General features: G+C 70.1%; 23 protein-coding genes. 16 read left to right on the forward strand and 7 right to left on the reverse strand.

What is annotated here, in order from left to right; genetic code table 11:
* The first annotated feature begins 3 nt into the window (after positions 1-3).
* Positions 4-846 (forward strand): hypothetical protein, encoded by an 843-nt coding sequence (locus tag OXM58_06460; GenBank protein MDE0147997.1) that lies wholly within the window; start codon positions 4-6, stop codon positions 844-846.
* Between the two features lie 22 nt (positions 847-868).
* Here the strand turns inward: OXM58_06460 and mnmE are convergent, their stop codons facing one another.
* A complete protein-coding gene (gene mnmE, locus OXM58_06465; protein ID MDE0147998.1) occupies positions 869-2,191 on the reverse strand; it encodes a tRNA uridine-5-carboxymethylaminomethyl(34) synthesis GTPase MnmE in 1,323 nt (440 codons plus the stop codon).
* Positions 2,192-2,457: 266 nt separating this feature from the next.
* On the opposite strand from mnmE, the gene OXM58_06470 reads away from it, so the two are divergent.
* From OXM58_06470 to OXM58_06490, 5 genes are all read left to right on the forward strand, one after another.
* Entirely contained in the window at positions 2,458-4,518 is a 2,061-nt protein-coding gene (locus OXM58_06470; protein MDE0147999.1) for a thioredoxin domain-containing protein, read from the forward strand.
* 73 nt (positions 4,519-4,591) lie between these two features.
* Entirely contained in the window at positions 4,592-5,167 is a 576-nt protein-coding gene (locus OXM58_06475) for a methylated-DNA--[protein]-cysteine S-methyltransferase (protein MDE0148000.1), read from the forward strand.
* Positions 5,168-5,276: 109 nt separating this feature from the next.
* Positions 5,277-5,969: a dienelactone hydrolase family protein gene (locus OXM58_06480; GenBank protein ID MDE0148001.1), complete on the forward strand. Its 693-nt coding sequence runs from the start codon at positions 5,277-5,279 to the stop codon at positions 5,967-5,969.
* A 77-nt stretch (positions 5,970-6,046) separates the two neighbouring features.
* The gene (locus OXM58_06485; GenBank protein MDE0148002.1) at positions 6,047-7,024 is read left to right on the forward strand and encodes a quinone oxidoreductase; all 978 of its coding nucleotides are present in this window, start codon (positions 6,047-6,049) and stop codon (positions 7,022-7,024) included.
* Between the two features lie 60 nt (positions 7,025-7,084).
* On the forward strand, positions 7,085-7,882 hold the full coding sequence (locus OXM58_06490; GenBank protein ID MDE0148003.1) for a hypothetical protein: 798 nt from the start codon (positions 7,085-7,087) through the stop codon (positions 7,880-7,882).
* Between the two features lie 299 nt (positions 7,883-8,181).
* On the opposite strand, the gene rho is transcribed toward OXM58_06490, so the two are convergent.
* The 4 genes from rho to hemE all read right to left on the reverse strand — a co-directional run bounded on the left by rho (position 8,182) and on the right by hemE (position 12,265).
* A complete protein-coding gene (gene rho / locus OXM58_06495) occupies positions 8,182-9,447 on the reverse strand; it encodes a transcription termination factor Rho (protein ID MDE0148004.1) in 1,266 nt (421 codons plus the stop codon).
* Between the two features lie 306 nt (positions 9,448-9,753).
* Positions 9,754-10,182 carry a protoporphyrinogen oxidase HemJ gene (gene hemJ / locus OXM58_06500; GenBank protein MDE0148005.1) on the reverse strand — a complete coding sequence of 143 codons (429 nt, stop codon included), beginning with the start codon at positions 10,180-10,182 and terminating at the stop codon, positions 9,754-9,756.
* Between the two features lie 11 nt (positions 10,183-10,193).
* On the reverse strand, positions 10,194-11,240 hold the full coding sequence (hemH, locus tag OXM58_06505; GenBank protein ID MDE0148006.1) for a ferrochelatase: 1,047 nt from the start codon (positions 11,238-11,240) through the stop codon (positions 10,194-10,196).
* Complete coding sequence (gene hemE / locus OXM58_06510; protein ID MDE0148007.1) at positions 11,237-12,265, reverse strand: uroporphyrinogen decarboxylase; 1,029 nt, start codon at positions 12,263-12,265, stop codon at positions 11,237-11,239. Before hemE ends, hemH begins: the two co-directional genes overlap by 4 nt.
* 493 nt (positions 12,266-12,758) lie before the next feature.
* Between hemE and OXM58_06515 the strand changes: the two genes are divergently transcribed.
* The 5 genes from OXM58_06515 to dnaQ are packed head-to-tail and all read left to right on the forward strand — an operon-like array spanning position 12,759 to position 16,520.
* A complete protein-coding gene (locus OXM58_06515) occupies positions 12,759-13,658 on the forward strand; it encodes a kinase/pyrophosphorylase (GenBank protein ID MDE0148008.1) in 900 nt (299 codons plus the stop codon).
* Positions 13,651-14,292, forward strand: a complete 642-nt coding sequence (locus tag OXM58_06520) for a Maf family protein (protein ID MDE0148009.1) — start codon at positions 13,651-13,653, stop codon at positions 14,290-14,292. The genes OXM58_06515 and OXM58_06520 overlap by 8 nt, the downstream gene beginning before the upstream one ends.
* Positions 14,293-14,297: 5 nt before the next feature.
* Complete coding sequence (locus tag OXM58_06525; protein MDE0148010.1) at positions 14,298-15,185, forward strand: shikimate dehydrogenase; 888 nt, start codon at positions 14,298-14,300, stop codon at positions 15,183-15,185.
* Positions 15,185-15,841, forward strand: a complete 657-nt coding sequence (gene coaE / locus OXM58_06530; GenBank protein ID MDE0148011.1) for a dephospho-CoA kinase — start codon at positions 15,185-15,187, stop codon at positions 15,839-15,841. Before OXM58_06525 ends, coaE begins: the two co-directional genes overlap by 1 nt.
* On the forward strand, positions 15,834-16,520 hold the full coding sequence (gene dnaQ / locus OXM58_06535; protein MDE0148012.1) for a DNA polymerase III subunit epsilon: 687 nt from the start codon (positions 15,834-15,836) through the stop codon (positions 16,518-16,520). Before coaE ends, dnaQ begins: the two co-directional genes overlap by 8 nt.
* A gap of 320 nt (positions 16,521-16,840) precedes the next feature.
* Here the strand turns inward: dnaQ and secB are convergent, their stop codons facing one another.
* Together secB and OXM58_06545 are read right to left on the reverse strand one after the other, a co-directional pair.
* Positions 16,841-17,314, reverse strand: coding sequence for a protein-export chaperone SecB (gene secB / locus OXM58_06540; GenBank protein ID MDE0148013.1), 474 nt, complete (start codon positions 17,312-17,314; stop codon positions 16,841-16,843).
* A gap of 161 nt (positions 17,315-17,475) precedes the next feature.
* A complete protein-coding gene (locus OXM58_06545) occupies positions 17,476-17,979 on the reverse strand; it encodes an FxsA family protein (protein ID MDE0148014.1) in 504 nt (167 codons plus the stop codon).
* Positions 17,980-18,264: 285 nt separating this feature from the next.
* Between OXM58_06545 and OXM58_06550 the strand changes: the two genes are divergently transcribed.
* The 5 genes from OXM58_06550 (at position 18,265) to OXM58_06570 (ending at position 22,639) form a co-directional block, all read left to right on the forward strand.
* Positions 18,265-18,936: a Tim44/TimA family putative adaptor protein gene (locus tag OXM58_06550; protein MDE0148015.1), complete on the forward strand. Its 672-nt coding sequence runs from the start codon at positions 18,265-18,267 to the stop codon at positions 18,934-18,936.
* 95 nt (positions 18,937-19,031) lie between these two features.
* A complete protein-coding gene (locus OXM58_06555; protein MDE0148016.1) occupies positions 19,032-19,832 on the forward strand; it encodes a (Fe-S)-binding protein in 801 nt (266 codons plus the stop codon).
* Positions 19,829-21,268, forward strand: coding sequence for a LutB/LldF family L-lactate oxidation iron-sulfur protein (locus OXM58_06560; protein MDE0148017.1), 1,440 nt, complete (start codon positions 19,829-19,831; stop codon positions 21,266-21,268). Before OXM58_06555 ends, OXM58_06560 begins: the two co-directional genes overlap by 4 nt.
* On the forward strand, positions 21,265-21,951 hold the full coding sequence (locus OXM58_06565) for an LUD domain-containing protein (GenBank protein MDE0148018.1): 687 nt from the start codon (positions 21,265-21,267) through the stop codon (positions 21,949-21,951). The genes OXM58_06560 and OXM58_06565 overlap by 4 nt, the downstream gene beginning before the upstream one ends.
* Complete coding sequence (locus tag OXM58_06570) at positions 21,932-22,639, forward strand: Smr/MutS family protein (GenBank protein ID MDE0148019.1); 708 nt, start codon at positions 21,932-21,934, stop codon at positions 22,637-22,639. The genes OXM58_06565 and OXM58_06570 overlap by 20 nt, the downstream gene beginning before the upstream one ends.
* Positions 22,640-22,730: the final 91 nt, after the last annotated feature.

The following is a 22,730-nucleotide window of genomic DNA, read 5'->3' on the forward strand; positions in this document are numbered from 1 at the left end:
AAGATGCTGCGAATCTGCGCCGCGCTGTCTGCGGCTCTGCTGGTTCCGGGGATGGCCTCCGCCAAGGAGTTGAAGCCGAAATTCGGCGATATCGACGGCGTCTACTACACCGACGTTGCCGAGAACCGCGAGGCCTGCCGGCAGGCGGTCCAGCGCAAAATTTACCTGTGCAGCCAGAACACGAGCTTCGTGAGCAACACGGAGGACCGGAAATATCCGGGCTGCCTGCCGCTCTTCCGGCGGCAGGCCGGGATCTGCGCGGACCATTTCCGCAGCGAGGCGTACAAGTGCCAGGGTGCCGGCTCCGTGCGGATCGCGGACTTCACCGGCTTCGCCTGCACGGTGACGGCGACCGTCGTCGAAGAGGGCGACGAGCCGGAGCGCCGCGAGCCGGAGGGCGGGACGGGCGCCCGGGAGCCGGCGCAGCAGGACCGCGGCGCGGTGGCGGGCCTGTCGCCGAAATGCGCGGGAATGGGCAAGGGCGCGAAGTGCTGGCAGGAGCTCGCCAACAGGCGTCGCTGCTACATATACAACCGCTTCAACGTTCCATCCGTACCGTTCACCTGGTCGGGCGCCTGTGAAGGCGGCGTCGCCGCCGGGCGGGGTACGCTAGTCCGGAAGAATCCCCGCTACTCCAATGAAGGCACAGGCAATCTCATGCGCGGCAAGAAGCACGGCCGGTGGGTCGAGCGCACCCGCGGGAGTAAGGCCTGGGACAAGGTAGTCTGGGAAATCGATTATGCGAATGGCGTGTATCACGGCCAAGTGGTCAGCCGCGAGGGCAGTTTTTGTCTGGTTACCCGGTACAGCCATGGGAAGAAGACATCCAAAACCAAGCCCTGCTGACCGCGCCGCGGCCCCCGCGTGCCTATTTCCCGATGCAGAAATCCCGGAAGATCAGGTCGAGCAGGTCCTCGACGTCGGTGCGGCCGATCAGCCGGTCCATGGCGCGCAGCGCAAGGCGCAGGTCTTCGGCGGTGAGTTCCGCCCCGGTGGCGGCGAGCGCGCGCTCCAGCGCGGCTGACGCGTCCTCCAGGCATTGCCGATGGCGCAGCCGGGTCAGCGCCGGGTGTTCGGCCGCGCCCATCGCCGCCGTCACCCGGTCTTCGATCGCCGCCAGCAGCCGGCCGATGCCGTCGCCGGTGCGGGCGCTGACGCCGAGCGGCACATCCGGCGGCGCGGGCGCGAGATCGGTCTTGTTGGCAACGGTCAGCACCCGGTCCGGACCCGCCCCGACATCCGCCGACGGCCCGGCGGCGGGCGCCGAGGCGTCGACGACGTGGAGCACCAGATCGGCATTGCCGGCCTGGAACCGGGCGCGGGCCATGCCCTCCCGTTCGATATCCCCGGCGGTTTCGTCGTCCCGCAGCCCGGCCGTATCGGCGAAGATGACGGCGTAGCCGGCGAGATCGGCCCGCACCTCGATCACGTCGCGCGTCGTGCCCGCGGTTTCGGCGACGATGGCGACGTCGCGCTGCGCGAGCCGGTTGAGCAGTGACGACTTGCCGACATTGGGCGCGCCGACGATGGCGACCCGGTAGCCCTCGCGCACCATGCGGCCGCGGTCCGGCGCGGCGAGCCAGCCGGCCAGCCCGGCGGCGACCGCTTCGACCGCGGGCCGGACCTGCGCCGCCAGGTCGTTCGGCAGCGCCTCGTCGGGAAAGTCGATCGCCGCCTCGAGCCAGGCCAGGCTGCGGCGCAGCTGCGCGCCCCAGTCGGCGCAGCGCTCCGCGAACGCGCCGTCCATCTGGCGCTGGGCCTGGACGCGCTGGGCCTCGGTCTCGGCGTCGATCAGGTCGGCCAGCCCCTCGGCCTCCGACAGGTCCATCCGGCCGTTCTCGAAGGCGCGGCGGGTGAATTCGCCGGGCTCGGCGGGGCGGACGCCGTCGAGGGCGCACAGGACCGACAGCAGCCTGCCGACGACCGCCGGGCTGCCGTGGACCTGGAATTCCGCGACATCCTCGCCGGTGACCGAGCCCGGACCGGGTAGCCAGAGCACGAGCCCGCTGTCGACGGTTTCGCCCGCCGCGCCGTCGCGCAGTACGCGCAATGCCGCCCGGCGCGGCGGCACGTCGGCGCCGGCGAGATGCCGGATACAGGCCGCCGCGCCCGGCCCCGACGCCCGGATCACCGCGATCCCGGCCTTCCCCGCCCCCGACGACAGGGCGACGATGGTGTCCCGCGGAGTCATGGTTGAGCGGCGGTGCCAAAAAACAACGATGCCGCCCCGGACTTGATCCGGGGCCCAGGGCCGCCCCGTGCGTCCGTGCCGGGCGGCTCTGGTCCCCGGATCGTCGCTGCGCTCCGTCCGGGGCGACAATTTTGCGTTATTCGAAGATACAGCGCTGCCATCCCGCATTCCCGCAGTCTGTCGCCCCCCAACATTGCCGGCGGCCGTTCCGCTACACCATATAGGCCGGACGCATCCCGCGCCCGCTTTCGCTGCCGACCGCCGCCATGACCGCACCCGACCCTGCCGCCACCAACGCCCTCGGCGACGAGACCAGCCCCTATCTGCTGCAGCACAGGGACAATCCGGTGCACTGGCAGCCCTGGTCCGACGCGGCCTTTGCGGCGGCGAAGCGCGACGGCAAGCCGGTGCTGCTCTCGATCGGCTATTCGGCCTGCCACTGGTGCCACGTCATGGCCCATGAGAGCTTCGAGGACGACGGCATCGCTGCGGCAATGAACCGCGACTTCGTCAACATCAAGGTCGACCGGGAGGAGCGGCCGGACGTCGACCAGATCTACCAGCACGCCCTGGCCCTGCTCGGCGAACAGGGCGGCTGGCCGCTCACCATGTTCCTGACCGCGGAGCGGGAGCCCTTCTGGGGCGGCACCTATTTCCCGCCCGAGGACCGCTGGGGCCGGCCCGGCTTTCCGCGGGTGCTCGACCGCATCGCGGCGATCTATCGCGACGAGGGCGACAAGGTGCGCGCCAACGCTGACACGCTGACATCCGCGCTCGCCGGCCTCGGCGTCAACCAGCCCGGCGGCGCGATCGCGCGCCAGACATTCCTCCAGGTCGCCGATTTCCTGCTCAGCCGGATGGACAACACCCATGGCGGCCTCGCCGGCGCGCCGAAGTTCCCGCAATGCGCCCTGTTCGACCTGATCTGGCGCGCGTACGCCGAGACCGGCAACCCGCAATACCGCAATGCCGTGCTGCTGCTGCTCGACCGCATGTCCCAGGGCGGCATCTACGACCATCTCGGCGGCGGCTATGCGCGCTATTCCACCGACATGTTCTGGCTCGCGCCGCATTTCGAGAAGATGCTCTACGACAATGCGCAGATTCTCGAACTCCTCGCCCACGCCTGGGCCGAGACCGGCGCCGACCTCTACCGCATCCGCGCCGACGAGACCGTGGCCTGGCTGACCCGGGAAATGCTTATCGAGGGCCGGGCCTTCGCCAGCGCGCTCGACGCCGACAGCGAGGGCGAGGAGGGCAAGTTCTACGTCTGGTCGCGCGCCGGGATCGAGGAGCTGCTGGGCGGCGACGCCGAGGCCTTCTGCGAGGCCTACGACGTGTCCGCGGACGGCAACTGGGAAGGCAAGGTCATCCTCAACCGCTCCCAGCGGCCGATGCTGGGCGACGCCGGGCACGAGGCGATGCTCGAGCGCTGCCGGGCCGTGCTGCTCGACGCGCGCGCGGGGCGGCCGCGGCCCGGCCTGGACGACAAGGTGCTGGCCGACTGGAACGGCTACATGATCCACGCCCTGGCGCTGGCCGGGGCGATCATGGACCGGCCGGCCTGGATCGAACTGGCGGCGGGCGCCTTCGATTTCGTGCTGGACGAGATGACCCTCGATAAGGACTCGGGTGGCGACCGGCTGATCCACAGTTGGCGTGCCGGACGGGCGGCCCATCCCGCGACCGCCGAGGACTATGCCAGCCTGATCCGCGCCGCGCTCACCCTGTTCGAGGCGACCGGCGAAGAGCGCTACCTGGCGCAGGCCCGGCGCTGGACCGACACGATCGACCGGCATTTCCTCGATTCTGCCGGCGGGGGCTATTTCCTGGCGGCCGACGACGTGCCGGGCCTCATCGTGCGCGCCAAGTCCGTGCACGACAACGCAACGCCGTCGTCCAACGGGCTGATGGTGCACAATCTCGCCCGCCTCGGCCTGCTCGCCGGCGATACGGCGCTGCTCGAGCGCGCCGACGCGCTGGTGCGGGCCTTTTCGGGCGAACTCAACCGCAACGCGCTGGCGGCCCCGCTGCTTGCCAGCGGCGCGCGACTGCTGGAAACCGCGCTGCAGACCGTGGTGGTCGGCCCGGCGGACGATCCGGACACGCAAGCGCTGGTCCGGGCGGCCTGGCAGGCTGCGGCGCCGGCGCGGGTCTTCCGCCGGATCGATCCGCAGGACAGGCTGCCGGACGGCCATCCGGCGCAGGGCAAGGGCCTCGCCGAAGGCCGGCCGGCGGCCTATGTCTGCCAGGGCATGACGTGCAGCCTGCCGATCGCCGACCCGGCGGCGCTGGCGGAGCGGCTGACGCAGCGCAGCCCGGCCTGACGGCGGCGCCAGCCGCCTGACCGTCCGGCTGACCGACCGTTTGGCCGCGCAGGGGCGAACGAAACGGATTCCGATGGCCGAAACGACCTATCGCAGCCCGCTGGGCCTCCTGCGCCTCCGCGAGGCCCATGGCCACATCACCCATCTCGACTGGGGGCCGGCGGCGCAGCCCGGCCCGATCGGCGCGCCCGAGGAGCAGCCCGATCTGCACCCCGATTCGCATAGGGACGATACGCCGCTGCTCAACCGGGCCGTTCACCAGCTGAACGCCTATTTTTTCTGCCAGTTGCGCCAGTTCGACCTGCCGCTGGCGCCCCACGGCACCGCCTTCCAGCGCGCGGTCTGGCGGCAGATGCAGGCGATCCCCTATGGCGAGACAAGGACCTACGGCGAAATCGCCCGCTGGCTGCGCAACGCGCCGCGCGCGGTCGGCGGGGCGTGCGGCCGCAATCCGATCCCGATCATCATCCCGTGCCACCGGGTCGTCGCCTCGGGCGGCCTCGGCGGCTATTCCGGCGACGGCGGGACCGACACCAAGACCTGGCTGCTGGAGCTCGAAGGCTGGTCCGCCCACGGCCCGCGGACCCTGTTCGACGCGCCGCCCGATGCGGAAATGGGGGACGCCGAACCCAGCCTCGGCTTGCAATAGCCGCGCCGGTTTTCTAGGACATCGTCCGCACGCTTTTTCGCGGTTCAGACAACACGGCCGCGCGCGCCGCCTTGCGGGGGCCGCGGCCCGGCAATTCAGGGAGGAAACCATGCCGGACATCACGATCAACGCCCCGGACGGGCAATTCATGGCCTATCGCGCCGATCCCGCCGGAGGGTCCGGCCCGGCCATCGTCGTCATCCAGGAGATTTTCGGCGTCAACCGGGTGATGCGCGATATCTGCGACTGGTGGGCCGGCCAGGGCTTCATCGCGGTCTGCCCGGACATTTTCTGGCGCCAGGAGCCGGGCCTCCAGCTGACCGATCAGACCGAAGAGGGCTGGGCGCGGGGCTTCGAGCTTTACCAGGGCTTCGACGAGGCCAAGGGCGTCGAGGATATCCAGGCGACGATCGACGCGATCCGCGGCGACGCCGCGTGCAGCGGCAAGGTCGGCGCGGTCGGCTTCTGCCTCGGCGGCAAGCTCGCCTATCTGTGCGCGACCCGCACGGATGCCGACGCCAGCGTCGGCTATTACGGCGTCAGCATCGGCAACAATCTCGACGAGGCGGACAACATCGCAAAGCCGGCCATGCTGCATATCGCCGAAGAGGACGGCTTCTGCCCGAAGGAGGAGCAGGCGCAGATCCACGCCGCGCTGGACGGCCACGGCAAGGTGACGATCCACGACTATGCCGGCATGGACCACGCTTTCGCCCGGTCCGGCGGCGAGCATTACGACGCCGGCGCGGCGCAGGCCGCCAACGACCGCTCGGCCGCCTTCTTCAACGCCCACCTGCGCTAACCGGCCCGGGACCGCCGGCCGCAGGGCCGGCGCTTCGCGGCAGGCGCGCCCATCACCGAACTTCGAGGACGAATTCCATGACCCATGCCATCGTCGTGCACGAAACCGGCGGACCCGAAGTCCTGCAATGGGAGGCCGTCGAGGTCGGCGATCCCGGCGAAGGCGAGGTGCGCATCCGGCACACCGCCGTCGGCCTCAACTATATCGACGTCTATTTCCGCTCCGGCCTCTACCCGGCGGCGGGCCTGCCCTTCACGCCGGGCTTCGAGGGCGCCGGCACCGTCGAGGCGGTCGGGCCGGGGGTCGCCGGCTTCGCCGAGGGCGACCGGGTCTGCTACGGCACCAGCCCGCCGGGCGCCTACGCCGAATCCCGCATCATCCCGGTCTCCCACCTGGTGAAGATGCCCGACGGCATCGACGACCGGACCGCCGCGGCGATGATGCTCCAGGGCATGACGGTGGAATATCTCATCATGCACACCTGCCCGGTCCAGGCCGGCCAGACCGTGCTGTTCCACGCCGCGGCCGGCGGCGTCGGCCTGATCGCCTGCCAGTGGCTGAACCATCTCGGCGTCGAGGTGATCGGCACGGTCGGCAGCGACGAGAAGGCGGAACTGGCGAAGGCCCACGGCGCGGCCCACACGATCAACTACCGGACCGAGGATTTCGTCGAACGGGTCAAGGAGATCACCGGCGGCAAGGGCGTGCCCTACGTCTACGATTCGGTCGGCAAGGACACCTTCATGGGCTCGCTCGACTGCCTCGCGCCGTTCGGCACCCTGGCGACCTTCGGCAACGCCTCCGGGCCGGTCGAGCCGTTCAACCCGGCGATTCTCGGCCCGAAGGGCTCGGTCTACGTCACCCGGCCGACCCTGTTCACCCACGCCTCGGTCCGCGCGCGGCTGGAGGAGATGGCCGGCAACCTGTTCGACGTCGTGCTGAGCGGCGCGGTGACGATCGAGGTCAACCAGACCTACCCGCTGAAAGACGCCAGCCAGGCCCACGCCGACCTCGAAGGCCGCCGCACGACCGGGAGCACGGTGTATACGGTATAGCGGCGCCCCGGACTGCGGCGCCGGCCGGGCGGCCGTATCAGGGCGGCAAAGGAGATCTCAATGACCGCATTCGGAAAACGCTTCGCCGCCCTGCTGATCGCGGGCCTGCTCGCCGCGCCCGGCGCGGGTGCCGAGACGCGCGCCGTACCCCTCGTCGAGTGGAGCTCCGGGGAAAGCGCGGAGCGGCTCTCCCGGTCCCGCCACAAGGCCGACTTCTTCCCGCTCAGCAACAACTTCGTCAGCCAGGACAACAAGATTTTCTGCGGCCCGGCCTCGGCGGCGACCGTGCTCAATGCGCTCCGGCTGCGGCGCAAGCAGAATCTTCCCCGGGACACGGCGTCGATCGCCGAAAGCGAACGCGCCTGGCTGCCCAAGGGCTTCAGCCCGTTCTTCGGCAAATACACGCCGGGCAACGTGCTCAACGACCGCACGAAGCGCCGGGTCGAGGTGCTCGGCAAGCCGATCGAGATCGGCGGCCGGCTGCGCCCGGATTTCGGCCTGCAGCTGCACCAGCTGGCGCAGGCCCTGCGCGTCCACGGCCTCAAGGCGGTCGTGCGGGTCGTGGACGATGGCGCCGATGCCGAGACCGTCCGGCGCGAGATCGCCGCGAACCTGGCGCGGCGGGACGACTATGTGCTGGTCAACTACACCCGCAAGGCGCTCGGCCAGCCTGGCGGCGGGCATATCTCGCCGCTCGGGGCCTACGACGCGCGCACCGACTCCTTCCTCATCATGGATGTCAACCCGAACCGCGCGCCCTGGGTCTGGGTGCGCGCCGCCGACCTGATCGCCGCCATGCGCACCTTCGACACGGTCGAGAACCGCGGCTACCTCCTCGTCTCCGACCCGCAATCCTGACGGGGGGGCGGGGGGCGGGGCCGACCGGCCGCCGCCGACCCAGAGGGGGGAACGCGACGGGGAGCGCGGTGTATGCGGTCTAGAGGCGACCAAGACGGATAAAGGCGCAATCCCATTGTGCCGCCCCGGACGGAGCGGAGCGGAGATCCGGGGTCCAGGGCCACAGGCACAGGCCCGTCGGGACGGCCCTGGTCCCCGGCTCTCCCTGCGGTCGGCCGGGGTGGCATCTAGTATTTTGCCGCTGCGGCGGCGCGGTTTGTGACGCGCCGGCCCCGATGAATGTCGAGGCCCGTCCCCCCTCACGTATTCATGCTGTCGTAGAATTCGTCGTTGGTCTTGGTGTCCTTGAGCTTGCCGATCAGGAACTCCATGGCATCGGTGACGCCCATCGGCAGCAGGATGCGCCGCAGCACCCACATCTTGGCGAGCGTCGCCTGGTCGGCCAGAAGCTCCTCCTTGCGGGTGCCGGACTTGCCGATGTCGATGGCCGGCCAGACCCGCTTGTCGGACAGTTTGCGGTCGAGGTTGATCTCGCTGTTGCCGGTGCCCTTGAACTCCTCGAAGATCACCTCGTCCATGCGGCTGCCGGTGTCGATCAGCGCCGTCGCGATGATCGAGAGCGAGCCGCCCTCCTCGATGTTGCGCGCCGCGCCGAAGAAGCGCTTGGGCCGCTGCAGGGCGTTGGCGTCGACGCCGCCGGTCAGCACCTTGCCGGAGGACGGCACCACCGTGTTGTAGGCGCGCGCCAGCCGCGTGATCGAATCGAGCAGGATGACGACGTCGTGCTTGTGCTCGACCAGGCGCTTGGCCTTCTCGATCACCATTTCGGCGACCTGGACATGGCGGCTCGCCGGCTCGTCGAAGGTCGAACTGATGACCTCGCCGTTCACCGTGCGCTGCATGTCAGTGACTTCCTCCGGCCGCTCGTCGATCAGCAGGACCAGCAGATAGACCTCCGGATGGTTCGACGAGATGGCGTGGGCGATGTTCTGCAGCATCATCGTCTTGCCGGTGCGCGGCGGCGCGACGATGAGCGCGCGCTGGCCCTTGCCGATCGGCGTGACGATGTCGATCACCCGGCTGGTCAGGTCCTTGCCCGTCGGGTCCCGCGGCTCCATGGTCAGCCGCTGGTCGGGATAGAGCGGCGTCAGATTGTCGAAATTGATCCGGTGGCGGACCTTCTCCGGCTCCTCGAAGTTGGTCTGGTCGACCTGGAGCAGCGCGAAATAGCGCTCGCCGTCCTTCGGGCCGCGGATCGGCCCCTGGACGGTATCGCCCGAGCGCAGCGAGAATTTCCGCACCTGGCCGGGCGAGACGTAGATGTCGTCCGGGCCGGCCAGATAGTTGGCCTCGACCGAGCGCAGGAAGCCGAACCCGTCCGGCAGCACCTCCAGGGTGCCCTGGCCGATGATCGGCGTGTCCTGAGCCGACAGCTCCTTGAGGATGGCGAACATCAGCTCCTGCTTGCGCAGGGCGCTCGCCGCCTCGATTTCCAGCTCCTCGGCATAGGCGAGCAGGGCGCCGGGGGTTTTGGCTTTCAGATCCTGTAGATCGACGGAAGTCATGGGCAAATCACCAGAAAAACGAAAAGGGGCAACGACGCTGGCCGGCGCGCCGGCGGCGCGGAGACGAAAGAGGGAAGCGGTTTTCCTGCGCGGAACGGCTGGGTGGGGAGATACGCCGGCGGCGCCGCAGCGCTCGCGCCGAAAGAAGGCGGCCGGTGTTCCGGGGGCGCCGTCTCGGGCGCCGTACCGCTTCCTTGGAAGGAGGGATTCCGAATATAGCAACGCACGGCGAGAAAGTAAGGTGGCGCGAATGCCGCGCCGCCAAACGGGGCCAGACCCCTGTCCGGAGTCGCCTCCGGAGCCGGGTCAAAAGGGTTTGACGATCACCAGCACGACGATGAGGATCGCGAACAGCGCCGGCACCTCGTTCCAGACCCGGTAGAAGCGGGCGGACCGGGCGTTCTCGTCCCGCTCGAAATCCCTGCGCCAGCGGGCGCAGGCGTGGTGCAGCAGGGTCAGCGCGATCACGCCGAGCCATTTCGCGTGCATCCAGCCTTGGGTCCAGAATTCGCTGGCGACATAGAGCGCAATACCGGTGGCCCAGACGACGACCATCGACGGGTTGGCGATCCCGCGCAGCAGCCGGCGCTCCATGACCTTGAAGGTCTCGGACTTGTCAGAACCCGGCGCGGCGTCGGCGTGATAGACGAACAGCCGCGGCAGATAGAGCAGCGCCGCCATCCAGGCGATCACCGAAAGGACGTGCAGCGCCTTGACCCAGGGGATCCAGTCCATCGTCTCTGCGCCTATGCGCCGCCGGCCGCGAGCTGGCAGCCCGTCCGGTCCGCGGGGCACAGCCGGCCGCCGCTCTCCGCTTCGAGGCCGCCGCGCGCCAGGATGGTTTGCACCATGTCGGCAAGACCGCCAATGAAAGCAGGGTGGGTGCCGACCGCCGGTGCCCGGAGATAGGCCGGCACCCCGGCGTCTTCCGCCACCTTGCGGTATTCGATGTCGAGCTCGACCAGGGTTTCGGAATGTTCCGAGACGAAGGCGATCGGCGCAACCAGCACGGGCTTGCTCTCAGCGCCCGCACGGCGGATTTCATCTTCGGTCGACGGCCCGATCCATTTCAGCGGCCCGACCCGGCTCTGGTAGCAGACGGTGCTGTCGGCGGCGGCATCACCAAGCGCTTCGGCAATCGCGGCAGCCGTCCGCTCGACCTGCCAGCGGTAGGGATCGCCGGCCGCGATCACCCTCTCCGGCAACCCGTGGGCCGAAAACAGGATGCGCGGCTGGTCTCCGTCATGGCCGGTCAGGGTTTCCGAGATCCTGTCCGCCATCGCCGCGATGAAGCCGGCGTTGACCGGGTAACAGCAGATGCCGCCGACCGCCGGGCCGAGTCCGGCCGAAGCGGCCGCGCCATTCCATTCCCGCACCGACGAGGCCGATGTCGTCGTCGAGAATTGGGGATAGAGCGGCAGCAGGACCGTGCGCCGGACGCCCCGCTGCGCCAGATCGCGCGCCACCGCCTCCGCTCGGCGGCCCCAATAGCGCATCGCGACATGGACCGACGGTGGCTCCGCCGCGCCGAACCGGTCCGCCAGCGCCGTTTCCAGCGCCGCAGCCTGGGCGTCGGTTTCTTCGTGGATCGGCGATTTGCCGCCGAGATGGACGTAGATGTCCTGCGCGACCGGCGCGCGGCGGCCCGCGATCAGCTTCGCCAGCAGCCAGCGCACCGGCTGCGGCGCGCCGACGATCGCCCGGTCGTTGAACAGGTTGAACAGGAACGGCTTTACGGTGTCCGGCGCGGTCGGGCCGCCGAGATTGAACAGGATGACGGCAGTATCGCTCACGCCGCGCCCCGCACGGCCGCTACCAGTTCCGCGACGTGATCCGGCGGCGTCTGCGGCACGATGCCGTGGCCGAGATTGAAGATATGCAGACCGCCGGCCAGGCCGGACACGATCTCCCCGATCCTTTCTTCGAGCGCCACGCCGCCGGCCGCCAGCAACAGCGGATCGAGATTGCCCTGGACCGGAACGGATTTCTGGATCGCCCGCGCCTGGGCGAGCGGGACGCCGGTATCGAGGCTGATGGCCGTGACGCCGGTCGCGGCGACGTAATCCCCGATCAGGCTGCCGGCGCCGCGCGGAAAGCCGATCACGGGCGCCGCCGGGTGCCGGGCGCGCAAGGCCTCGACGATCCGCCGGGTCGGGCCGACGACGTAGCGCCGGAACTCCGGCTCGGCCAGAACGCCGGCCCAGCTCTCGAAGATCTGCACGCAGTCCGCGCCGGCGTCGATCTGGCGCGACAGGTGCTCGACGGTTGCGTCCATCAGCATGTCGATCAGCCGCCCGAACCCCTCGGGATCGCGCCACATCCAGGCCTTGACCGTCTCAAAACTCCGACTGCTGCCGCCTTCCACGGCGTAGGTCGCCACCGTCCACGGGCCGCCGGCGAACCCGATCAGGGTCTTTTCCGGCGCCAGCGCCGCGCGGATCGCCGACACCGCCTCGTAGACCGGCGCACAATGCGCAACCGCCCGGTCCGGATCGAGCGCCGCCAGATCGCCGGCATTCCGCACCGGGACGAGGATCGGACCGTGCCCGTCCTCGAAGCCGACGGTCATTCCCATGCCGTCCGGCACGACCAGAATGTCGGAAAACAGGATCGCCGCATCGAAATCGAAGCGCCGGACGGGCTGCAGGGTAATCTCGACCGCCAGGTCCGGCGTGTAGCACAGGTCGAGGAAGGACTCCGCGGATTGCCGCAAGCGCCGATATTCCGGCAGGTAACGCCCGGCCTGGCGCATGAGCCAGACCGGCGCCGCCGCCGCCGGTTCGCCGGCCAGTACACGCATCATCGACTGATCGGTCATCGGGTCGGTCTGTCGGAATTCCGGTCGGGAGCCGTAACACCGCCGGGCGGTCCGTTACCCGGCGGCCAAGTTCATTATGAATCCCTTTATATAGAAAGGTTGTAGTTGTTTTTGTTGGGAAGGGGAGTCGCGGGGATTACTGGTTGATCACAGGCAACTGGATATCCCGCCCGGAAGCGCTGCCGCCGCGCGCCGATCCTGTGGAAAGCAGGGACAACCGGTCAACAGCCTGAAAGCGCCGGGAAAGGCGAGCGGCCGGCTGGGCATACTCCCGGTGCGGCGGGGGCGCCGGAGCCGGGAAAAGAAGATGCGCCGGGCAGGAAATCCACGCCGGGATTATCGGTCCCCAGCCGGAAATCCCGGTGGTGGTGACCGCGGTGTGCCGGGACAGAATTTTGCAGTCGCAGCCCGGCGGCGCCCGCGCGTATAACAGGCCCGGTTGCGCCGCAGTCCGGCGCCGCTTTTCCACAGGCTTGTCTCGCCCAATCCGACCATGAGCCGTCACCACCTCTATCTGATCTCCGATTCGACCGGCGAGACGGTCCAGACTATCGGCCGGGCCTGCGCGGTCCAGTTCGAGCAGGTCGAGGTCGTCGAGCATCTCTGGCCGATGGTGCGCAGCCCGCGGGCCCTGGAGATCGTCATCGAGGAGTTGGAGGAGGAGCCCGGCCTGGTGCTCTATACCCTGCTCGACCGGACGCTCGCCGAAACCCTCGAAGACTATTGCAAGCGCCGGTCGCTGACCTGCGTCTCGGTGATCGACCCCTTCATCGAGATGATGGCCGCTTACTTCGGCGAAAAGAGCGGCGACATGCCGGGCCGGCAGCATGAGCTCGACGACGAGTATTTCCAGCGCATCGACGCCATCACCTATGTCATGCAGCATGACGACGGCCAGCATACCGGCAACCTCGAAGAGGCCGATGTCGTGCTGGTCGGCGTCTCGCGCACGTCGAAGACGCCGACCTCGATCTACCTGGCGAACCGCGGCGTCAAGGCGGCCAACGTGCCGATCGTGCCGGATCAGCCGTTGCCCGAAATCCTCTTCGGCCTGACCCGGCCCCTGGTCGTCGGCCTGACCGAGGATCCGCGCCGGCTGGTCGATCTCCGGCGCTCGCGCATGCGCCAGTCGCTCGGCGATACCGAAACCGACTACACGGATATCGATGCGGTCAGGAAGGAGGTCGCCGACGCGCGCCGGCTGTTCGGGCGCTACGGCTGGCCGGTCATCGACGTCACCCGCCGGTCGATCGAGGAAACGGCGGCGGCTATCCTGCGCCTGGTGCGCGACCGGGCCCGCCGCCTCGAGGAAGGCGCCGACGCCGACCTGCTCAGCCTGGGCCGGCCCGGTTCAGGCGCACCGGGGGGCGCACCGGGGGGCGGCGGTGGGTGAGGCGCCGGCCCTGACCCGGCCGGGCGCGCCGGCGCTGATCCTGGCTTCGGCGAGCCGGACCCGGGCGCGCATGATGGAAAATGCCGGCCTGGCCTTCGAAATCCTGCCGGCTGCCGTCGACGAGGCGGCGGTCAAGCGGCGCTTGGCGGCGGCGGGCGCGCTGCCCCGCGAGGTCGCCGACACCCTCGCCGAAACCAAGGCCGCCGAGGTGTCGCAGCGCATCGCCGCAGACCGGCCCGGCGCGCTCATTCTGGGCGCCGACCAGGTGCTCGAATTCGACGGCGCGATCTTGGACAAGCCGGCGGACCGTCCCACCGCCGCGGACCATCTGCGGCTGCTGTCGGGCCGGCGCCACCGGCTTGTCTCCGCGGCGGTGCTGCTCAGGGACGGACAGCGAATCTGGGGCTGCGACGACCGGGCGAGCCTCGTCGTCCGGCCGCTGACCGACGGGTTCATCGCCGCATATCTCGATTGCACCGGCGACGATGCCTTGGACTCGGTCGGCGCCTACCGGCTCGAAGGCCTCGGCGCGCACCTGTTCGCGTCGGTCGAGGGCGATTTCTTCACCATCCTCGGCCTGCCGCTGCTCCCGCTGCTCGATTTTCTGCGCGGCCACGGAGTTCTGGAGGCATGACGGACCTGCCCAGCGGAAAGGCGGTCGTCGCCGGGGTCGCCGGCTGGCCCGTCGCGCATTCGCGCTCGCCCCGGCTCCACGGCCACTGGCTGAAACGCCATGGCATCGACGGCCTCTATGCGCCCTTCGCCATCGCGCCGGGCGATTTCGAGCGCGCCGTCCGGGGCCTTGCCGCGGCCGGCCTCGCCGGCCTCAACGTGACGCTGCCGCACAAGGAGGCGGCGTTTGCGCTGAGCGACCGGGCGGACGAGACGGCCCGCCGCCTCGGCGCCGTCAACACGCTGATCTTCGGGCCGGCCGGCGCAATCGAGGGCCGGAACACCGACACTTTCGGCTTCGCCGAGAACCTCAAGGACGGCGGCCTTGCACGCGCCGCCGGAAGCGCCGTCGTCCTGGGCGCCGGCGGCGCGGCCCGGGCGGTCGTTCTGGCGCTGCAATCCCTCGGCTACGGGCCGATCCGGGTGAGCAACCGCACGGCCGAACGCGCCGAAGCGCTCGTTGACGCACTCGCCGGGGCGCCCGGGTCGGGCGTCGAGGCCGTGGCCTGGGCCGAACGCGCCGCCGCGCTCGCCGGGGCCGCCCTGCTGGTCAACGCGACCTCGCTCGGCATGGCGGGCCAGCCAGCCCTCGACCTGCCGCTCGACGACCTGCCCGACGGCGCGGCCGTCACCGACATCGTCTATACGCCGCTCGAAACGCCGCTGCTCGCCGCCGCGCGGGGCCGCGGCTGCCGGACGGTCGACGGGCTGGGCATGCTGCTGCACCAGGGCCGGCCGGGCTTTCACGCCTGGTTCGGGGTCGATCCGGCGGTCGATGCCGATCTGCGCCGCGCCGTGGCCAGTGATCTCCTGGCGGGCGATCTCCTAGCCGGCGATCTCCCGGCGGGCGGCTGATGCGGATCGTCGGGCTCACCGGCTCGATCGGCATGGGCAAGTCGGCGGCCGCCGGTTATCTGCGGTTCCTGGGCGTGCCGGTCTACGATGCCGACGCGGCGGTCCACGCGGTCTATGCCCGCGGCGGCGCAGCGGTCGGCCCGGTCGGCGCGGCCTGGCCGGAGGCGGTGCGCGACGGCGCCATCGATCGCGACGCGCTCAGCGCGCTGATCGCGGCCGACCGGGCGGTCCTGCCCCAGCTCGAAAGCATCGTGCACCCCATCGTCCGGCGCCGGCAGGAACGCTTCCTCCTGGCGGCGGCGCTGCGCCGCGCGCCCGCGATCGCGCTCGATATTCCGCTGCTGTTCGAGACCGGCGGCGAGCGGCGCTGCGATGCCGTCCTCGTCGTCTCGGCCCCGGCTTTCGTGCAGCGCGCCCGGGTCCTGGTGCGCCCGGAGATGACAGCGGAAAAACTCGCGCTTATTCTGGGGCGGCAGATGCCGGATGCGGAAAAATGCGCGCGGGCGGACTTCGTGATCCCGTCCCATCGCGGCTGGCGGGCGATGCTCGACAGCCTGCGCCGGGCGGTGCGGCGCACGCTCGACGCGCCGGCCCGCCACTGGCCGCCCAATCCGCAGATGGCCCCGCCCCGCCCGACAGGAATGGACCATGCGTGAGATCGTGCTCGACACCGAAACCACCGGCCTCGACCCGGCCGCCGGCCACCGGATCGTGGAGATCGGCGCCCTCGAGCTGCAGCATCACCTGCCAACCGGCCGGGAATACCACGCCTATCTCGACCCGGAACGCGAGATGCCGGAGGATGCCTTCGCCATCCACGGCCTGTCCGACGATTTCCTTGCCGGCAAGGACAAGTTTGCCGACGTTGCCGATACCTTCCTGGACTTCATCGGCGACGCGCCGCTGGTCATCCACAACGCGGCGTTCGACCTGAAATTCGTCAACGACGAGTTGAGGCGGGCCGGCCGCGACCCGATCGACGAGGCGCGCGCCATCGATACCGTGCTGATCGCCCGGCAGAAATTCCCCGGCGCCCGCGCCAGCCTCGACGCCCTGTGCCAGCGCTTCGAGATCGATCTCGCCGTGCGCGATAAGCATGGTGCGCTGATCGATTCGCATCTGCTGGCGGCGGTCTATCTGGAGCTGGTCGGCGGCCGCCAGCCGGGCTTCGACCTGGCCGCCGATGCAGCCGGGCCGGGCACGGTCGACACCGCCGAGCGCCACCGCCGGGAGCCGCGCCGCCATCTGCCCGGCGCCGCGCCGAGCGAGGCCGAACGCGCCGCCCACCGGGCGTTCCTGGAGAAGCTCGACAACCCGATCTGGCTCGCCGAGTAGCCCGCATTTCTCACAATACTTGTCGCCCCGGCCCCCGAGCCGGGGCCCAGAGCCTGGGGTAAAGCGACAGATACGGAGCCGGGCGACGGCAAAGACCCGCGGCGCGGGTTCGATTGCAGAGCTGCGGCATCTCTGCCCCGGTCTCCGGGCGCACCGCTTGTCGTGCGCTTCTGGACCCCGGCTCGGGGGCCGGGGTAACACAATCCTTTGTGCTAACCCATTATTGTGAAACAATTTTGAAGTAATTCCCCAACCCCCTCATCCCGAGCAGGCGCGCCAGCGCCGTATCGAGGAGGCGGCCCCGTTAGAAGCGGATGCGCTCAGGCGGTGCCGGCGCCCTGGAGCATCTGCGCCTGGACGATGGCGTTGAAATCGATCGGCTGCAGCATGAGCGGCGGCATGCCGCTCTCCGAGGTTGCCGACGCGATGATGTTGCGCGCGAAGGGAAACAGGATCCGCGGGCATTCGACCAGCAGGATGGAGCCGATATATTCCTCGGGAATGCTGCTGTTCAGCTCGAACAGCCCGGCATATTTCAATTCGGCGACGAAGGCGGTTTCGTCGTCGACGGTGGCGCGAACCTCGACGAGCAGGACGACCTCGAACTCGCCGTCGCCGAGATCGTCCGGCTGGACGTTGATCTCGACCTCGATTTCCGGCTCGGTATTCAGCCGGCGGAAAATTTCCGGGGCGCCGGGAATCTCGAACGACAGGTCCTTGATATACTGCGCCTTGACGATCAGCGGCGGCGTGTCGTCGGCCTCGATGCCGGATCCGTTGTCGTCTGCCGCCATCGCGGAATCTCCTGAAAGAGGGGTGCGGGCCTGCTGCCGGGCGCGCGGCCCGCGCCGGGGCTAGGGGTGTACGGCATGCGCCGCGCCGCGGCAACCGCGCCGGAGCCGGGCGCCGGCCCGCGCCGGTTTCCGGACGAAACGCCGCCGGCGCCGTGACGGCGCTACCGCCTGCCGATCCGTGGCGCGTCGCCGGGCGTTTCCGGAGGGTCGGGGTCCGGCTCGACGGTTTCGAACTCGCCGTCGATCACCGTGTCGCGGCCACCGCCGCCGTCACGGCCGGGGCCGAAGCCCGCGACATGCACGGAGCCGCGCGCCTGCATCCAGGCCCAGAGCTGCGCCGCCAGCCAGCGGCGCGCCGCCGGCACCAGCAGGGCGAAGCCGACCCCGTCGGTCAGGAATCCCGGCGTCAGGAGCAGGGCGCCGGCGAGCAGCAGTCCGATTCCGTCCAGCAGGTCGGCGACCGGCGGCTCGCCGCGCCGCATCTTCTCCTGCGCCCGCGCCAGAACCCGCCGGCCCTGGGCGCGCAGCATGATCGAGCCGGCGACCGCCGTCAGCACGACCAGCCCGATCGTCGGCCAGGTGCCGATCAGCCCGCCAAGTTCGACGAACAGGTAGATTTCGATCAGCGGCACGCCGATCAACAGGGCGAGCAGTATCCAGCCCATGGCGATGCTCCGATCGCTCCGCACGGGCCGTCCCGGACACGCCGCCGGCGCGGCGGCCCGGCCCGGCGGGGCCGCTTGTTATCGGGAACCTGCCTGCCTATGTAGGAAAGGCCGCCGCCGGCCGCCAGTTCGGCTGCGCTCCGGTGCGGGCCGATCCGGTCCAATGCGGCGAAAAAGTGCGAAACAGGGCCACAACCCCGGCGATTCAGGTGTATAACCGAAGACATACGGCAAACGGCCGCAAGCCGGGCCCGTGGGCAATGTCCGGATAGCAACGCCGGTCCGATGAACAACGATCTGATCCTGACCCTGATTTTCGCGGCGGTCGCGGCCTTCGTGCTCTTCAAGCTGCGCTCCGTACTGGGCCGGCGCGAGGGCCACGAACAGCGGCCCCCGGACGTCTTTGCCGAAGCCGAGCGCAGCACGGCCGCCGACAACGGCAGCGACGCCGTCCTGCCGGCGCCGGGTCCGCAAGGCCGCGAAGCCGCCGATGTCGATCCCGAGTCGCCGGCCGCGGCCGGCATCCGCGATATCCAGGCCGTGGACCGCGATTTCGATCCCGGCGCGTTTCTGGAGGGCGCCAAGGCGGCGTTCGACATGATCGTCGAGGCCTTCGCCCGAGGCGACCGCGACGCGCTCGAACCCCTGCTGGCGCCGGGCGTGTATGCCAGCTTCGAGGGCGCCATCGCCGAACGCGAACGGGCCGGCGAAACGCTGGAAACCACGATCGTCGCCCTCAACTCGGCCGAACTGACGGCCGCCGAAATGCAGGGGCGGGACGCCCGCGTCACCGTGACTTTCGTTTCCGAACAGTCCAACACCGTCAAGGACGCCGAGGGCAACCTGGTGGACGGCGACCCGGCCGTCGTCGAAAAGATCACCGACATCTGGACCTTCGCGCGCGATACCCGCTCGCGCGATCCCAACTGGCAACTCGTCGAGACCGACGGCGGCTGAAGCCGCGCCGCCGCCCACCCATAGCCGCCGTGGCCGCCCTTGGCCGACGCGGCGCTTTGGCGTAAATCCTTCGGGCCGCCGCAACCGGGCCCGCCATGCCTGCCTCCCCGCCCGCCTCTTCTGCCGAACCGCCCGCCGTCGCCCTGTTCGTCACCTGTCTGGTCGACCTGTTCCGGCCGTCAGTCGGCTTCGCTGCGGCAAAGCTGATCGAACAGTCGGGCTGCCGGGTCGAGGTTCCGTCCGCCCAGGCCTGCTGCGGCCAGCCGGGCTACAACAGCGGCGACCGCAAGTCGGCGCAGGCCATTGCCAAGGGCGTCATCGCCGCCTTCGAGGGCTACGATTACGTCGTCGCGCCGTCCGGCTCCTGCGGCGGCATGATCGCGAAGCATTATCCGGAGCTGTTCGCAGACGATCCGGCCTGGCGGCCGCGCGCCGAGGCGCTTGCGGCGAAGACCCACGAACTGCTCGCCTTTCTGGTCGATGTCCGCGGCATGACAACGGTGGAGGGCCGGCTGGAGGCGGTCTGCACCTATCACGATTCCTGCTCCAGCCTGCGCGAGATGAAGGTGCAGGCCCAGCCGCGCCGCCTCCTGCAATCGGTCGAAGGCCTCGCCCTGCGCGAGTTGGACACGCCCGAGGTCTGCTGCGGCTTCGGCGGCGCCTTCTGCGTCAAGTATCCGGACATTTCCAACGCCATGGTCGCCGACAAGACGGCGGACATCGCGCAGACCGGCGCCGACACCGTGCTCGCCGGCGACCTGGGCTGCCTGATGAACATCGCCGGCAAGCTGAGCCGCGAGGGCTCTGCGATCCGCGCCTGGCACGTCGCCGAGGTGCTCGCCGGCGTCGAGGCCCCGCCCATCGCGCAAGTCGAACGCCCGGATTCTGCGCGATGACCGAGCTGTCCCCCGCCCGGTTCAAGGAACAGGCCGCCGCGGCGCTGAAGGACGCGCCGCTGCAGCGCGCCCTCGGCAACATGCGCGTCGGCTTCATCGAGAAGCGCCGCAAGGCGGCGGAGAAGCTGCCGGAATTCGAGGATCTGCGCGACCAGGGCGTGGCGATCAAGAACCACACGCTCGCCCATCTCGACCTCTACCTGGAGGCCTGGGAGAAGAAGGTCGTCGAGGGCGGCGGCCATGTCCACTGGGCGCGCGACGCCGGGGAAGCCCGGCAGATCGTCCTCGATATCTGCAGCAGCGCCGATGCCCGCACGGTGACCAAGGGCAAGTCGATGATCGGCGAGGAAATGCACCTCAACCCGTTCCTTGAGGCCAACGGCATCGAGCCGGTCGAGACCGATCTCGGCGAATACATCATCCAGCTGCGCCACGAGACGCCGAGCCACATCATCGCTCCGGCGATCCACGTCAACCGCGACCAGATCGCCGACGCCTTCCGCGAACATCACGCCGACCTGCCGCCGGACCGCCCGCTCGTCGAGGGGCCGGACCTGCTGGCCGAGGCCCGCACCCAGCTGCGCGAGCGCTTCATCGCCGCCGATGTCGGCATCACAGGCGCCAATTTCCTGGTCGCGGAGACCGGCTCGTCGATCATCGTCACCAACGAGGGCAACGGCGACCTGACCCAGACCCTGCCCCGGGTCCATATCGTGCTCGCCAGCCTGGAAAAGGTCGTGCCGACGCTGGAGGACGCGACGACCCTGATGCGCCTGCTCGCCCGCTCGGCGACCGGCCAGGAGATGTCGGTCTACACCACCGTCTCGACCGGCCCGCGCCGCGGAGGCGACCCGGACGGGCCGGAGGAATATCACGTCATCCTGCTCGATAACGGGCGCAGCGCCCTCTACGGCACCGAATTCCAGGAGGTCTTCCGCTGCATCCGCTGCGGCGCCTGCCTCAACCACTGCCCGGTCTATGGCGCCATCGGCGGCCACGCCTACGGCACGGTCTATCCCGGGCCGATCGGCAAGGTGCTGTCGCCGGCGCTCATGGGCATCGACAAGGCCGGCACGCTGCCCAACGCGTCGAGCTTCTGCGGCCGCTGCGAGGAAGTTTGCCCGATGCGCATTCCGCTGCCGAAGCTGATGCGCCATTGGCGGGAAGAGGAATTCGGCGGGAAACACAATCCGGCGCCGGTACGCTGGGGCCTCGGCCTGTGGGCCTGGGCGGTGCGCCGGCCGGCGCTCTACCGCTTCGGCGCGCGCTTCGCCATCGCCGGCATGGCCTTCCTCGGCCGCAGGCGCGGGCACCTGAAATCCCTGCCGCTGGCCGGCGGCTGGACGGGGCACCGTAACCTGCCCGCGCCCCAGGGCGGCACCTTCCACGATCTCTGGCGACGCCGAAACGCCAGTGGGCGGAGGGCGGGCCGGTGAGCAGCCGCGACGCGATTCTGGGCGATCTGCGGCAGAAGCTGAACCGCGCTGCCGATGGCGGCGCCGGCGCCCAGGCCGTGGCGGAGCGCCTGGCCGCCCACCGGCAGAACCTGATCCCGCAGCGCGGCCAGCTGGACCGGGCCCGCCGCATCGACCTGTTCGAGAACTACGCCGCCGGGGCGGACGCCACAGTGGCGCGGGTCGCCACGGCGGGCGATGTGCCGGCCGCGGTCGCGGATTTCCTCAAGGCGCACAACCTGCCGGCCAACCTGGTGCGGGCACCCGATGCAGACCTCGACAACATCCCGTGGGACACGCAGCCGACCCTGACCCTGGAGGCGCGCAAGGCCGAGGAGCCGGATGCGGTCTCCGTCACCGCGGCGTTCGGCGGCGTGGCGGAGACCGGCACCCTGGTCCTGGTCTCCGGCGACGACAGCCCGACGACCCTCAATTTCCTGCCCGAGAACCACGTCGTCGTGCTGTGGGCCGACCGGATTAGCGGCGACTACGAGGCCCAGTGGGCGGCGCTGCGCGAACGCTACGGCAGCGGCGCCCTGCCCCGCACCGTCAACCTGGTCACCGGCCCGTCGCGCAGCGCCGATATCGAGCAGACCATCCAGCTCGGCGCCCACGGCCCGCGCCGGCTCCACATCGTGATCGTCGATGAGCGGCCGGAAGGATAGCCGGGGCCGCAAGGCCACTGCCGGCCCCGCCGGAAACCCCGCCGGTCCGGGCCGCGAAGACGACGATGCCCGCCTGTGGGAGAACGTCACCCGGTCGGTGAAGCCGCTGGCGCGCAAAGGCCGCCTGCCCGAGGTCGCGGCGCCCGCGCCGCCGGCCCCGCGCCGTCCGGCGGCGGAGAAGGCGGCAGCCCCAGAGCCGGCCGATGCCGGGCGCGATTCGGGAGCGGCGCGCCAACGCGTCGACATTTCCGGCCTGAAGATCGGCGCGCAGGGCCGCCCGCCCGCCGCCGGCACGCCCCGCGGACCCGCCGGCCTCGACTACGGCGACGCGCCGGGCGTCGACAAGCGCACCGCGACCCGCTTCCGCCGCGGCCTGATGCCGATCGACGCCAGGCTGGACCTGCACGGCCACACGCAAAACAGCGGCCGCGCGGCGCTCGCCGGCTTCCTGCAGGCGCACCGGGCGGCCGGGCGGCGCTGCGTCCTGGTCGTCACCGGCAAGGGGCTGAAGGACGACTGGTCGGTCGGCGCCCTGCGCCAGGCCCTGCCCGGCTGGCTCAACAGCCCGGACCTGCGCCGCCTGATCCTCGCCTACTGCCAAGCCCAGCCCCACCACGGCGGCAGCGGCGCGGTGTATATCCTGCTGCGGCGGGAGCGCGGGAGGGGTGGCGCGCGCGAGGGCGATTGAGGCGGGCAGTTTTGCCGCTGCATTCCGGCCGCCCGCCGTTTGCAGAAACGTCGAAGAATCAAGAAACTTTGCCGCCCCGGACTTGATCCGG

It is taken from the genome of Rhodospirillaceae bacterium (assembly GCA_028819475.1).
GTDB lineage: Bacteria > Pseudomonadota > Alphaproteobacteria > Bin65 > Bin65 > Bin65.

Excerpts from the sequence above, each read along its gene's own strand:
- OXM58_06460 (MDE0147997.1), top strand. The coding sequence starts at position 4 with ATGCTGCGAATCTGCGCCGCGCTGTCTGCGGCTCTGCTGGTTCCGGGG.
- mnmE (MDE0147998.1), bottom strand. The coding sequence starts at position 2,191 with ATGACTCCGCGGGACACCATCGTCGCCCTGTCGTCGGGGGCGGGGAAG.
- OXM58_06470 (MDE0147999.1), top strand. The coding sequence starts at position 2,458 with ATGACCGCACCCGACCCTGCCGCCACCAACGCCCTCGGCGACGAGACC.
- OXM58_06475 (MDE0148000.1), top strand. The coding sequence starts at position 4,592 with ATGGCCGAAACGACCTATCGCAGCCCGCTGGGCCTCCTGCGCCTCCGC.
- OXM58_06480 (MDE0148001.1), top strand. The coding sequence starts at position 5,277 with ATGCCGGACATCACGATCAACGCCCCGGACGGGCAATTCATGGCCTAT.
- OXM58_06485 (MDE0148002.1), top strand. The coding sequence starts at position 6,047 with ATGACCCATGCCATCGTCGTGCACGAAACCGGCGGACCCGAAGTCCTG.
- OXM58_06490 (MDE0148003.1), top strand. The coding sequence starts at position 7,085 with ATGACCGCATTCGGAAAACGCTTCGCCGCCCTGCTGATCGCGGGCCTG.
- rho (MDE0148004.1), bottom strand. The coding sequence starts at position 9,447 with ATGACTTCCGTCGATCTACAGGATCTGAAAGCCAAAACCCCCGGCGCC.
- hemJ (MDE0148005.1), bottom strand. The coding sequence starts at position 10,182 with ATGGACTGGATCCCCTGGGTCAAGGCGCTGCACGTCCTTTCGGTGATC.
- hemE (MDE0148007.1), bottom strand. The coding sequence starts at position 12,265 with ATGACCGATCAGTCGATGATGCGTGTACTGGCCGGCGAACCGGCGGCG.
- OXM58_06515 (MDE0148008.1), top strand. The coding sequence starts at position 12,759 with ATGAGCCGTCACCACCTCTATCTGATCTCCGATTCGACCGGCGAGACG.
- coaE (MDE0148011.1), top strand. The coding sequence starts at position 15,185 with ATGCGGATCGTCGGGCTCACCGGCTCGATCGGCATGGGCAAGTCGGCG.
- dnaQ (MDE0148012.1), top strand. The coding sequence starts at position 15,834 with ATGCGTGAGATCGTGCTCGACACCGAAACCACCGGCCTCGACCCGGCC.
- secB (MDE0148013.1), bottom strand. The coding sequence starts at position 17,314 with ATGGCGGCAGACGACAACGGATCCGGCATCGAGGCCGACGACACGCCG.
- OXM58_06545 (MDE0148014.1), bottom strand. The coding sequence starts at position 17,979 with ATGGGCTGGATACTGCTCGCCCTGTTGATCGGCGTGCCGCTGATCGAA.
- OXM58_06550 (MDE0148015.1), top strand. The coding sequence starts at position 18,265 with ATGAACAACGATCTGATCCTGACCCTGATTTTCGCGGCGGTCGCGGCC.
- OXM58_06555 (MDE0148016.1), top strand. The coding sequence starts at position 19,032 with ATGCCTGCCTCCCCGCCCGCCTCTTCTGCCGAACCGCCCGCCGTCGCC.
- OXM58_06560 (MDE0148017.1), top strand. The coding sequence starts at position 19,829 with ATGACCGAGCTGTCCCCCGCCCGGTTCAAGGAACAGGCCGCCGCGGCG.
- OXM58_06570 (MDE0148019.1), top strand. The coding sequence starts at position 21,932 with ATGAGCGGCCGGAAGGATAGCCGGGGCCGCAAGGCCACTGCCGGCCCC.